We start from the raw sequence: 12,752 nt of genomic DNA on the forward strand, positions 1-12,752 counted from the left end.
GTTATATTTTCACCATCCACGGAATGCGATACATTCCCTGTATTTACAGATACATCTACTATACTCTTTAAATTAGGTATAGTTATAGTCTTACTCTTACTCTGATTCATGTCCTCAGTAAAATTTATGGTCATGGTTTTAGTTACGGGATCAGCATAGCATTGATTAATCGAAAGTCCTTGACTAATTACTATAACGCATAACATCACAACTAAAAACTTACCGAAATTAATATTTTGTAAGCGTCTTAAAAATTTATTTAACATATTCAACCTACCTTGTTTCATAAAAATACCCCCTTTTCCTTCCATTTATCCTGTTTATTAAATCATCATCTATTCCTTTTCTATTTAGTGGATGAATAGTCTTTACTTTATTCAATACATCTTCATCCATGATGTGTGTGTAAATTTGTGTAGAGCTTAAAGATGAATGTCCCAAAAGTTTTTGAATTTCTACAATATCAGCACCACTACTTTTTAATAATGTTGCAAAAGTATGGCGGAGCTTATGGGGACTTAATCCCTTTTTATAAATACCGATTCTTTTTGTTATATTTATAAATAACATATATATACCTTTTTCTGTAAAAGGAGTTCCATATTTATTAAGAAATATTACATCTGTATTTACCTTAGGGACTCTACCTTTTTTAGGTAAATCTTTATTATCACCACTATATATATAAGCTTTTAATGCTTCTAATGCACTATCTGTTAAAACAACTTGTCTCTCTTTTCTTCCCTTGCCATACAACTTAACTATTCCATTTTTGATATTTATTTGGTTCAGCTCTAGATTACATATTTCTGAAAGTCTTGCTCCGGTGCTAAGAAAAACTTGAAATATGGCATAATCTCTTGTTGCATATGTGCTAAAAAATTTAATTCCATATAAGAATTTTTCACATTCTTCCAAGGTCAAGTATATGGGAAGCTTTTTCTCCTCTTTCTGATTTCTAATATTTATCATAGGGCTAAATTTAATATCATAATACTCCTTTGATGATACCAAGTAATTAAAAAACATCCTTAAAGTACTTATTTTTCTATTAATTGTTTTTTCAATATTTCCTGTTCTAACTAAAGTATATATATATTCTTTTATAACACTCTCGTCTTGTGACACATCTTTAATATTTTTGCTTTTATGATTATTTTGTAAAAACTCAAAAAATCTTTCGATTTCTCTTTTATAAGAAGAAATTGTTCCTTTCGTAAGTTTCTTCTCTAAAGATATATGGTACATATAACTTTCTAAGCATTTTTCAGAATTATATTTTATATTATTACAATTAGCCAACGAAATCTCATTATCTGTAAATATCAATGTTAATCAAACCTCTCATTATCACTATACACTTTGAATTTTATAGTTATGTTCTTGTTAAAATTTATAATCATAGGCTGGATTTCAACGGAGCCTTTAATCCATACATGGGGATTTGTTTTTTGTATTGGTTTATCCCCTGATATTTTGTATTGTCCTTCTTCAATATCGAATACAATCAGCTGAAGTGGTCCTGCTAAATAACTTTCCGTCTTAGGGTTTAATCCTGAATCCAAGTTGAATTTATCCATAAGCATATGACAAATTAATTCTTCGCATAGATTTCTATCAATTATTGATACATGATCTATTCTAAATTCATCGTCCATACTAAGTTCAATTGCATCATCACAAATGATTGTGATCTGTTTTTCAATATCCATATTTAACTTTACTATTCTAAATGTTTCTATTCCTATTGCTAAGAACCCAAAAACTAGGATAAACCCTATTAGTAGCTTTAATCCTGCCTTCACTTTAGTAGCCCCTTCCATAGTATCCAGTGTTTATTCCGCTTTTTTTTAAGGTTATAGGAAAGGAAATTTCTTTATCAAACACTGTAACTCTAAATATTTTTGAAACTTCTAAATCTAAAGGTGATCCTAATTTATCTGTATATTCTCCAAACCTTGGATTAATCTTATCTACTTTAATGTCTGAAGTATCGAAGGTTATATATCCCATATATTTGCTGTATGTACTGTATGTAAATCTCCCTTCTTCCTCTGCTTTGTTTACTATTTTGTAGACAGCTATATTCATCATTGTGTACTGAAGTATAATGACAATAAGTATGCCTAGAAAGGCTATTTTAACAAAATATCCTACTATATCGAACAACATCTCATATACCCTTGTCATAGTATTTAAAAATGCTACAACCCATTTTAGTTTGTAGCACCTTTATCCACCTCCTCGTATTTAATTTTTAAAGTATTTATGTGAATAACCATAGTTCCTAATGGGTTTAGCTGAAAACTCCTTATCTCCAGTAAAAGGAATCTTTATCACTATCCTAGGGGTTATAATTATCTCAAATTTATCACGCTTCTGTACTGGAATATTGAGTCCTGGAACGAACTTAATATTTTTAATCTTGTCATGTAAATCATATATAGTCATTAGTTCATTTATTTTCTGGTCAGCTGTCATAACTACAGATCCATATTTATCATATATGGGCATAAACCCTGCATTTTTTTGAGCATATTTTATCATTACTTCTTCAACTTTTTTTATAGTTGTGTACTGATTCCAAAGGGAAGGTACATTTATTGCAATGGAAAACAGGGTTACTGTGATCACCATATTTATTAGAAATTTAGGAATCCTATTCATAATATGTAAGGGCTAGTTTCCTAGCCCTTTTTATCCTCCTTTAAATTTTAATTTGCTACATTCCCATTTGACTTAAAACATTGTTTATAATTCGATCAAAAACTTCTGGGTTTTTCTTCATAAAGTACAATCCCGCTGATACTAAAACCCCTGCTGCAACTGCCAATGATATAGCTTTTTTCATTTTCATTCCTCCTCGTTTAATTTTTATGAAGCTTTCTTATTTCATTATGTATCTAATCCCTGAGGCTATATACATGGCCATTGGTACAATAATAAGTACTCCTATGGCATGTAGTAACACCTCATTTATGCTGTCTAGTATGGGAGGTCTTTTATCAAGCTCCCTTTCAATTATGTAGTTTGCTTTGTCTTCAAATTTGTTTTCAACAAAGTAAAGGTTCATATCTGCTTCCTCTTTACTTCCCTTAATGGAGTTTATCATTACCGTGGTGAATTCCCCAACTTCCTTTATATTTACTCTATTAGAAAATCTTTGTAGAGCCTTTACCTCATCGTACATTCTTATGTCTGCTTCCAAGACCGTAAGATCATACCTAAGACCATCCTTTGCTGTTTTTAAATAATCCTTCACAATCATTGAAAAGGACTTCGTAGCCGGTGAATATCGGTATGTCCTTATAAACCGTGGCATTTCTAAGAGTATTTTTTCATCCTTTTTATCAATTTTTTTACTCAACTCTTGTTTAGGAGTAAATACTAGCATAAATGCTATTAAAAAAGTTATTACTTCAAATACATATTCAATTGTTTTTATATTTGTTATACCCCCAATAGTCTTTGAGAAAATCACTCCTCCCACAAGAGCTAATAGAGGGTAAACCACGGTTTTAATAATATATCTTTCATAGGTAGCATTACTTCCTACCCTTTCAAGCTTTTGCTCTATATCCTTTTTCTTATCCTTATTTATGATAAAGTAATTAGCTATAGAGTTTTTTAAGATAAATTCTCCCTTTTCTAGTAATTTTTCAGTGATGTCTTTTTCCTTTTTACCTAGTTTTTTTATCCCTATAATATTTTGCATTGATTTTTGAGATGGCAACAATCTAAAAACCTTGTATAAATTTCTTAGAAAGCCATAAATAAATACTCCTAAAAGGATATTTATACATATAAAAAAAAGCAACTTCCTATCCCTCCCCTATAGCTCCAGTTTAACTTCTTTGTTATACCTCCTAAATAGAAACGACGCTACTATATACACTATAATGATTAGGAAAAGGAGTACCTTCCCAATTATATTATTTACCAGTATATTGTAATAGTCATCCGAAACCACCTGTAAAAACTTAATAGCAAGGGGTAGTATACATAGCATCATTAAAAATTGGATGTTATATTTTTCTACTTTCCTATTGAATTTTTCATTCCTAGACAAATAGGCTTGGTAATCTACTGGAACACTTTTCATGGTATATTTTAGGCCATTTTCGCCCTTTTCAGCTTGAATGGCAAGCTGAATATACTCATAAAAAAAATAGTTATTAATAGAATTTGCTAGTCTTATAGCAGCTTCATCAAAACTATCTTCTCCAAAATATTTTATTTCATCTACAAATAGCTTAAACTGTCCATATAGTGTCTTTGGAATAGTTGGAACAACTTCATCAACGGCTGTAACAAAGGAATTGCTATTCATGTATATTGATGTAATATTTCCCATGACCATTAGCAGATCCTTATTCATCAGTTTTTTCTTTTTCTCAATAACATAGGTTAAATATATATATGGTAATGATGTACCAACGGTGGCCAATATAAAGGCTGCTCCTATATTATTAAGCCTTATTCCTATGGTATATCCCAACATTACACACCCAATGGTAGATATGGAGTAAATTAGATAGCCCCAGGAATGATTTCTATTCATCACTATATCATTAATGCTTTCCTTTATTCTTTGATCAAGGGATTTTTTTGCCCCTGTTATAAGGTTGATCCTTGCCTTTCTTTTGTTTTGATTTTCAACCTGGAATATTCTCTCCTCCAGGCTTTTTTCAATTCTATTAATATCTTTAATAGAATTGACTACCCCTTTAAGTGTTTTAGCTGAACTTTTCAGGTACTTGTTATAGTCAAGAAAGAGAGTATATAGGAATAGGTATATTGCAGCTGCTAGTAAAACAGCAAGAGCTACATATATCATTTATCAGCCCCCCTATTTTCTTTATCCTGATTGTCCTTTAAACTCTTATATTTTTTATAAAGATCATCTATTACCCTTTTAGGCAATCCATTTTCTTTAAGCTCCCTTAGCAACTGATCACTATAAAATCTTCTGACTTTATGGCTGCCTATGGTAGTTATTTTTGTGATATTATCGCCAATAATGCGATCATAAACGTCTTCCTCTAAATTGTCCTTTACTTCAAACTCATATAAAACATTTATATCAAATTCTCCAGTGTTTCTGTCATAACCTACAATTTCTCCTACATCTGCTACTCTTCTTTTACCGTCTGCATATATCTTCATGCGAACAAGAAGTGGAAAAGCCTTTCTAATGTATTCAAGGATAAGATCATCGGATAAATCTGAACCACTCTCCTTGTACATTCCTAAAAGTCTTAGTGAAAATGTCTCAAGATCCTTAGCATGTATTGTTATAACCATTTGATGTCCCGTTATACTCATATTTATTACAGCTACTATCTCTCCCCCCTTACTTTCCTGAAGAACCAGTGTCTGCGGTGTAAATGTGAGGGAAGCATTAAATAACTTTTGAAAATCCATTCCATTACTCTGATCAATTTCCCACATTAAAACACTGTTTACTGCTTTACCTGTTACTTGATCGATTTCTCTTAAGTCCATTTCATCGATTTCCGCTATGGATAGGGTTCTTCTATTTTTATCTATTTGTGTAGTAAATGCCCTCATGGTTCCTGTCTTTCCACTATTGGTTCCACCATAAAAAGCCATAGAAACTCCACCCCTAAGTCCTGCCAAGATTAGATCATATCCATAATCTGTTATAGAACCGAATCCAATTAAGTCATTCCTTGTAAATGGATCATCGTCTTGTTTCCTAATAACCATATGGGTAACGGGGACCCCCGATGGATTATCGGATCGTCTTGCAACATTACTAGTCATGATTGATACCCTAATACTATTTCCTATACGAAGCCTTACAAAGGGACAATCTTTTTTGGGCATGTTAGAATTAGTATTCCTACACATTCTCTGGGCTATTGCGAAGCACTGCTCCGGGCTTTCAAAACTGTATTTTGTTCTATATTCCTGTCCTTTGATTATTATTCTAATGTCATTCCAATCGTCCACTCTAATTTCTTCTATTTTTTGATCTTCTAACCTATCGTAATCGAAGATAAGGTCTGTTAGAATCCCATAATCTAGAATTTCTTTATTAAGTATTTTTATAGTTTCTTCTCGGCTTTTCCCCTTTATTGCTACAGCATTATTAAGGCAGTAGCCTTTAATTTCTTTCTTTATGGCTTCCCTTGCTGCCCTATCGGAATCAATATTTAAAAACTTCTCAGCATGATTATTCCTAAGATGTTCCTGTAGCTTACTTCTAATCCCTTCCAAGCTATTTGATGATATCTTTCCATCACCTTCAGTGACAGCTGCTTTATATATTAGTCCCTCGATATCAGGTATATGATCATCTAAATATCCTGTATTTTCTTTTTTTTCATTTTTTATGTATTCGTTTGCTAATTTATTTATTACCTGGGAGACTTCTGGTGGAAGATCCTTTTCTAAAACATCTCTAACATCCTTAAGTAATTTTTTATCCGGCACTTAGCTCGTCCCCCTTCTCTACATCTCCTATCTTCTCTTTATGCTTTTTTTTAGAAAACAAATTAAACGATAATCCCTTTGAATTTTTACTAATTTCCTTACTCTCCTTTTCTGTGTTTGGGTTTGAAATTTCTTCATATAAGCTCTTTAGTGTTTTTACAAATCTTTTCTCATTCTTGGTTACTGGAATTATATCGGCAAGGAGCTCACCTTCATTGTTGGCTTTTATGATTCTCTTAAGATATGGTATTGTATATACCCTATCTAATCTAAGTATCTTCATTTCCCTTTTAAGTTCTACCACCAGTTTGTCTGAAAGCAAGTCCTGGTGTTTGTTTATTATTGTAATTACATTACTAAAGGTCTTCATATTTGTGTTTTTTATAAAGTCTTCGTAGAGCTTGAGCTTATGCCACGAAACTATATCCTCATCTAGTATTTGTATTATCTGATCAGGATGTATATTTAGGGATGCTATAAACCCATTATCGACGTAGCACATTCCTGAATCTATAAATACTTTATCAAACTTCTTTCTAGCTACCTTTATGATCCTTTGAATTTGATCAGAACTAAATTTATATAACGAATGTAGCTCATCGTGTTGCCTTAAGGATAATGTAAACAAACCATCATGATGCTTGGACTGCATGAAGTTTTTGATTATTTCTTCTTCATCATAGCTTTCCATTGCTGTTTTAAGGCTTTTATCTGTATTATCATTATTTATAAAATTTAAATATGGACTTGATCCACATTGCCTATTAAGCTCTATTACAGCTGTTAGGTATCCTTCTTTAGCAAATATATATCCTAAATTGTTAGCTATAGTGGTAGTCCCAATCCTTCCCCTAGGAGAAGTTATTAGAGTCACTTTGTTAAATATCTTTTTTTTCATAACGATCCCACCTTAATTAACCTTAAATCCTGTACTTTCTTGCTTATTGACTTCTTTATTAGACTTTAGTATCTCTTTATCTTCCTGCTGATCCTTAGCTACTTCCTTTTTCATCTCCGAGTCTTTAGTTTCCTTTTCGGTAGTATTTGTTATCCCCGTCTGCCCATTTGTCTCTCCATCCTCAGATTGCATAGCAAGTGGTAGTGGCACTAGATGTATATCACCTGAATATTCTCCTTCAAGAAGTCTTTTTTCTTGATCTGGCTTTGCATCAAATACTACCGTTGCAGGTTTTACCTGGTTAGATCCTGAGGCTAGACCGTTTTCCGGTTGGGCTTCGGTTTTGATAAAGTTACCATAAGAATTTTCTATCGCCAGTATCTTAACCCTACTGAGCTCCTTATACTGTATAATCTCCATTTCATTGTTTGAATCCTTTTTTCTAATGATATTTATTTTTACATAATCTCCATCCCCTGGAATCCCTCCCACGCACTTGTTAAGGTCTGTCGTAACTGCAAGGGCTCCATATTTAATTTTTTCATTGACCTTTGTGGCAGGCTTTATGGAGCTAATATCATCTTTATATAAATATCTTCCCTGGAAAATTTCCATTAGGGCATATTTACCAATTAATTCATCCTTGCTTTTAACTATATCCTTATCTAATTTGAATTCACCAATTTCTTTATTAACAATGTCCGATTCCTTTATCTGCTGTCCTATTCCAATATTATTTCTGAGAACTGGTATTTTAACTATTTTCCTTGTTTTAGCAGATCCAATGTAAATATATGATGCGGCTGCTACTGCAATAATTAGAAACATTATTGAAATTAGTATATTTTTAAAACTGCCTTTTAACTTCAAAGCCATGACCCCTTTCTTAATTTACCTAAAAAACCGCTTACCATTCCTTCTTTATACCTTTGTATCCCTAAACAGGTATTTATAATATTATCTATAGCATTATCGAAATCCTCATCCTTCCCATATATACACTCTCTATTTGCTTTATGGGCTGTAGCTGCAGCATTATAGGGAACCATAAATTGATCCTTTATTTTAAATTTCTTTTCTAAGCCTTCGCTATCCTCAAAATATCTACGTATACCTTCATCCTTCAGTCCTTTAATTTTTCTATGCATATTAGTGACAATGGTCCAATCATCAAAATCTACATCATGCTTCAATCTAAATAAACATGGTATACTATTCAGATGCTCAATATTTTGAGTTGTCACTAGGATTTTTTCAAGATTATCGATATCCATTATTACCTTCATAAGATCGTAGGGTAGGTTCTTACCTACATCTATCACTACTACATCTCCGAGGCTTTTAAATTTTTTAATTATATATGCTAGAGTATCGGGCTCTATCATAATCTTATTTTCTATGTAGCTCTCCTTTATTGCCTTAGCTTCAAAGGTATTTAATTTTAAACTTCTTAAGATGGGCTCTGTAAGTATTTCGCTGGACATCTTATTAATCTCATTTTTGTCTTTAATAGGTACTTCTATATGCCCCGTAAAGACAAGTAGGTTTTTTTCCCTATGTGCCGCTAGATCTTCAATTGTTTTGTCAGTAAATTCAAAATTACATTCACTACTTAAATACTCCTCTGTTTTTTTGAAGAGCAGCCTATATTTAAAGAAATTCTCACATCTTTCTCCACTAGGTATTTTAAAATTATATAGCTGTCCATATTTCTCAAAATCAAGATCCATGAGTATGACTTTCTTTCCCTTATCGCCAAGGGATTTTGCTATATTAGAAGCTAATTCTGTTTTACCTGTACTCATTGGGCTAAATAGAGCTATGGTCTTTTTATAGTCCTTCGGATGCCTATATATGATTTTTTCTTTTTTTATAACAGCATGCTTTGTGGTCTCTACACTTCTCACAACTTCTTTAAGCTGGGTATTTGAATCTACTTTTTGATTTTTGATAAGATCAGTTATTGTATAGTTTTTTCCTCTCTTTCTCTTTACAACTTTCTTTTCATTGTTTGGTTCTCTTGGTTTCTTTTCAGCATTTTTATCCTTTTTCTTTTTTACTTTTTCTAATCCTTCATCATCTTCATCTATTTCCTCTAAAAATATATACTTTTCAAGTTCTTCTAACTCCTCAATAAACTCTACTCCATCCTCTTGAAGTTTTCCGTATATGAGTTTGTTTATTCTTGCTGTATCTAGGGCTAATATTCTGATTTCCCTTGGAATCCTTTTAGTTACATACATTAGACTTTCATGGGATGGGATATCTGTAGAAAGAACTATTATATCTAAGTTATTGTTATCTTCCCTACTAATTACCTCAAGCATCTGCTTTGTATCTGCAACTTCTCCATTTATGGTGACACCTTCAATTTTACTAAGTATATCTGTTAAACTTTTTCTAAGGTTTTCGTCACATACTGCCAGGAGGATTGTTGCTTGTTTTATTTCTATTTCATCAACTTTTGCTTTATTTTTCTTAATTATTTTCATCATGTACACCCCTCCCTTCATCAGATGCTTTATTCATCTAATTTCTTCTCTTTCCCCTTTAGAATCTCTTGATCTTGAATAATTTTTTTAGTTGGCTCAATCACGGTTCTATCTGAATATTTTAGTAAGCTAAGCCATCCTCCTCCAGAAAGAAGAAGCCCTCCTATTACGGCAAAACCTATTACTTTCAACTCTCCCTTACCAAATCCGCCGTTTCCGAGGGCCAGTTTAATGGCTTTGTGTGCTGCATAACTAATGGTCCCTACAAGTATTAAAAGCCCTAGGATAGCTATTACAGTAGATCCTATTGCTATAAACCCGCTAAGTGCTTCCCAATTAATATTATCTCCTGGATTTAAGTACTCTCCCATTTCAATTACTCCATATATTCTAGTAGCTCTTCGCCTTTACTTAGAATCTCGCCCTTTCCCTCTTCTTCAGTAAACATTCCAGCAACTGCTATATAATATTCTTTGAACTGCTCTTTAGTCATAGTTTTAGAATTTTCAACTACAATTTCTAATGTTTGTTCTAATAATGTCATTTATATCTCCTCCATTTTCAATATTTGCTGTAAAATCTTATTTCTAATCATTATCCTTAGTTTCACCAGCTCCTGTTGTAGTTTTTACTCCAGGATCTACAATATTATTGTCAACAAATTTAAGTATAGAGAATATTCCTCCACCTGTAATTAGCAGAGCTATAATGAGGGCAGTACCAAATCTTTTGATTTCTTCCTTCCCAAATTTTCCCTTTCCTAATGCAAGCATCAGTGCTTTCCATGCTGCGGCTCCAATAACAATAATTATTACAACGACACCAATTAGCGTAATTATTATAGCTATGAATCCCATTGGTCCACCTAGTATTTGAAATACTAAATCCCAATCTACTTTGTAGTGTTTTTCAAGCTGTTCAATTGGTCCTGCAAAGGCCATAGCTGAAAAGAAAATAGTTAATATAAATGTCATTAAAAATATACTAACTATTTTATTTAATCCTTTTCCATTCACTTTTATCATCCTTTCTAGTTTTTGATTTCATCTATATTTATATGGTTTACAAGGCTTAAAAGCATGTATACGGCAATCAAGCCTAATATGACTATCAATTTTTTCTCCTCCTTTATTGTAAGTTCCTTCAACATTTCATATTTCTTTATAAACAGTTATGACCATAATACTCTTACCAACACATTGTATATTAATAAACTTATCTTCATTAGTTACAATAACATATCTTAGCTTTCAAGATACATCATGGACTCCTTTTAGACAGCTTTACCTAAACTTCACCAAGGGTCTTTTCAAAAGTCTTAGGTCAAAATTTTATATACCTTTCCGCATCGATTACTATATAGAATTTACCCCTCCCGGAAACTTGAGCTCTCATCAACTTATCCACTACGCCAACTAAAACATCTGAAATAATTTCTATCCTCATTTCACCTCTCCTAACAACGACTTTCATCTATGCTATACTTATCCGCAAAACTTCACCTCTAAGAGAACGAGGACTGAAGAATCTACTTCAATCCAAAGGCAAATATAACTCACATTCCCTATACAATCTATACTCCTCTGTATTCTATGTCTTATGATGCTTAATTTTTAGCCATTAGAAAATAGTGTTGAAATTACCATGCTTTACAAGTTTGTTACGTGTAATTTTTAGATATTTTCACTGTTTTACCTAAATTATTCTCAAATTTTCTACATGAGCTTCACTAATGGAATTAAACAAAATAACCTTAAAATAATTCTTAGGATTCTTTATCTTAGTAGTGTTTTTAGTAGATTTGAATTTTCTCAAAGCAAAATCTATAGTGTTTAATGTTAGTTTCTTAAGTTCATTTCTGATTTCGTGTTTGGATACTATTGTCTTATTGATTTTTTCACCATTGCTAAAATACAGCTCATGGATAGCTTGTATTACAAATATTTTTTCATCATTATTAAATAATCCTAATTCAGCTTTCTCAAATATATCATTTAGCTCTTCTACTTCCTCCTGTGTTAATCCTTTAGCCTGTCCTTCCTTTGATTGACTGACTGATGATTTTAAAGAACTGTTGATTTTAAAAAGACTGTTAATTTTACTGTCCTGGTTTTCCGTATTCGGATTTTGCGTATGCGGGATTTGCGTATGCGTAAAATAAGGACACGGTCTATCTGAATCCTTATTTCCCGTATCCTTAAAATAGGGATTCGGTGTATCTACCGTTTCCTTGTTTTGAGGACTCGTCTTTTCTTCGGTGACTTCAACAGGCTTTTCGACTAATATATAGATATTTTGGTTGAACTTGCCCTGTGTATTTTTTTGCTCTGTTTTTATATATCCATATTTTTTAAGTAAATCGAAATGTTTATAATACCTATCCTTACTAATCTTAAGATCAGAAATAATTTTTTTTACACTTGGAAAAGCTGTAGTACCAGCTCCAGCATAGCTGCAAAAATATGAATATATAGCCTTGGCTTCAATGGTCAGTCTGGTATCCTGCATAGCGATTTTAGGAATGATCCCAAACCCCTTTGCCTTTACTCCTTCTATCTTTAAAACATTCTCAACATTTCCATATGACAAATTAACACCCCCTTTTTTCCATATTCTTAAAAAAGGTATTACCTTTTTTACAGCGATTTATAAGGTAATACCTTTCACAATAAATTTCATAGTTGAAATATTAAAAAGTCTTGATTTTCTGGGTAATACCTTTTCCTGAGATTCTATCTAAGGCAACCTATGAATGCATCCTAAAAGGTATTACCTTTTTTAAAACTATTATTTATAATTTGATTGCGTATATTACACCTTATGAGTTCAAGCATATTTTCTATCATCATCCATAATCAACTCATTTTTAGCCATCTTAAACCAGTCATAAAAGCTCTCCTTAT

17 protein-coding genes are annotated in these 12,752 nt (G+C 32.1%); all 17 read right to left on the bottom strand.

The window, feature by feature from the left end:
- Nucleotides 1–287, bottom strand: a 287-nt coding sequence (locus N4A68_11750) for a hypothetical protein (protein ID MCT4564968.1), incomplete at its 3' end; no start/stop codon positions are given.
- Entirely contained in the window at nt 274–1,329 is a 1,056-nt protein-coding gene (locus N4A68_11755) for a tyrosine-type recombinase/integrase (protein MCT4564969.1), read from the bottom strand. The genes N4A68_11750 and N4A68_11755, both read right to left, overlap by 14 nt.
- A 2-nt stretch (nt 1,330–1,331) precedes the next feature.
- The gene (locus N4A68_11760) at nt 1,332–1,805 is read right to left on the bottom strand and encodes a hypothetical protein (GenBank protein ID MCT4564970.1); all 474 of its coding nucleotides are present in this window, start codon (nt 1,803–1,805) and stop codon (nt 1,332–1,334) included.
- A 1-nt stretch (nt 1,806) separates the two neighbouring features.
- On the bottom strand, nt 1,807–2,172 hold the full coding sequence (locus N4A68_11765; GenBank protein MCT4564971.1) for a hypothetical protein: 366 nt from the start codon (nt 2,170–2,172) through the stop codon (nt 1,807–1,809).
- 78 nt (nt 2,173–2,250) lie between these two features.
- Nucleotides 2,251–2,667, bottom strand: coding sequence for a hypothetical protein (locus N4A68_11770; protein MCT4564972.1), 417 nt, complete (start codon nt 2,665–2,667; stop codon nt 2,251–2,253).
- 55 nt (nt 2,668–2,722) lie between these two features.
- Nucleotides 2,723–2,851: a hypothetical protein gene (locus N4A68_11775; GenBank protein ID MCT4564973.1), complete on the bottom strand. Its 129-nt coding sequence runs from the start codon at nt 2,849–2,851 to the stop codon at nt 2,723–2,725.
- Between the two features lie 36 nt (nt 2,852–2,887).
- The gene (locus N4A68_11780) at nt 2,888–3,817 is read right to left on the bottom strand and encodes a hypothetical protein (GenBank protein MCT4564974.1); all 930 of its coding nucleotides are present in this window, start codon (nt 3,815–3,817) and stop codon (nt 2,888–2,890) included.
- Between the two features lie 15 nt (nt 3,818–3,832).
- On the bottom strand, nt 3,833–4,837 hold the full coding sequence (locus tag N4A68_11785) for a hypothetical protein (protein ID MCT4564975.1): 1,005 nt from the start codon (nt 4,835–4,837) through the stop codon (nt 3,833–3,835).
- A complete protein-coding gene (locus N4A68_11790) occupies nt 4,834–6,459 on the bottom strand; it encodes an ATPase, T2SS/T4P/T4SS family (GenBank protein ID MCT4564976.1) in 1,626 nt (541 codons plus the stop codon). The genes N4A68_11785 and N4A68_11790 overlap by 4 nt, the downstream gene beginning before the upstream one ends.
- Nucleotides 6,449–7,357 carry a hypothetical protein gene (locus N4A68_11795; GenBank protein ID MCT4564977.1) on the bottom strand — a complete coding sequence of 303 codons (909 nt, stop codon included), beginning with the start codon at nt 7,355–7,357 and terminating at the stop codon, nt 6,449–6,451. Before N4A68_11795 ends, N4A68_11790 begins: the two co-directional genes overlap by 11 nt.
- A gap of 12 nt (nt 7,358–7,369) precedes the next feature.
- A complete protein-coding gene (locus N4A68_11800; GenBank protein ID MCT4564978.1) occupies nt 7,370–8,227 on the bottom strand; it encodes an RcpC/CpaB family pilus assembly protein in 858 nt (285 codons plus the stop codon).
- The gene (locus N4A68_11805; GenBank protein ID MCT4564979.1) at nt 8,224–9,852 is read right to left on the bottom strand and encodes a hypothetical protein; all 1,629 of its coding nucleotides are present in this window, start codon (nt 9,850–9,852) and stop codon (nt 8,224–8,226) included. Before N4A68_11805 ends, N4A68_11800 begins: the two co-directional genes overlap by 4 nt.
- A gap of 26 nt (nt 9,853–9,878) precedes the next feature.
- Nucleotides 9,879–10,220 (bottom strand): hypothetical protein, encoded by a 342-nt coding sequence (locus N4A68_11810; GenBank protein MCT4564980.1) that lies wholly within the window; start codon nt 10,218–10,220, stop codon nt 9,879–9,881.
- A gap of 5 nt (nt 10,221–10,225) precedes the next feature.
- Nucleotides 10,226–10,393, bottom strand: coding sequence for a hypothetical protein (locus tag N4A68_11815; protein ID MCT4564981.1), 168 nt, complete (start codon nt 10,391–10,393; stop codon nt 10,226–10,228).
- Nucleotides 10,394–10,436: 43 nt separating this feature from the next.
- Nucleotides 10,437–10,865 (bottom strand): hypothetical protein, encoded by a 429-nt coding sequence (locus N4A68_11820; protein ID MCT4564982.1) that lies wholly within the window; start codon nt 10,863–10,865, stop codon nt 10,437–10,439.
- Nucleotides 10,866–11,172: 307 nt separating this feature from the next.
- The gene (locus tag N4A68_11825) at nt 11,173–11,295 is read right to left on the bottom strand and encodes a hypothetical protein (protein MCT4564983.1); all 123 of its coding nucleotides are present in this window, start codon (nt 11,293–11,295) and stop codon (nt 11,173–11,175) included.
- A 249-nt stretch (nt 11,296–11,544) separates the two neighbouring features.
- The gene (locus N4A68_11830; GenBank protein ID MCT4564984.1) at nt 11,545–12,438 is read right to left on the bottom strand and encodes a helix-turn-helix domain-containing protein; all 894 of its coding nucleotides are present in this window, start codon (nt 12,436–12,438) and stop codon (nt 11,545–11,547) included.
- Between the last annotated feature and the right edge of the window lie 314 nt (nt 12,439–12,752).

The organism is Maledivibacter sp., from assembly GCA_025210375.1.
Lineage (GTDB): Bacteria > Bacillota > Clostridia > Peptostreptococcales > Caminicellaceae > JAOASB01.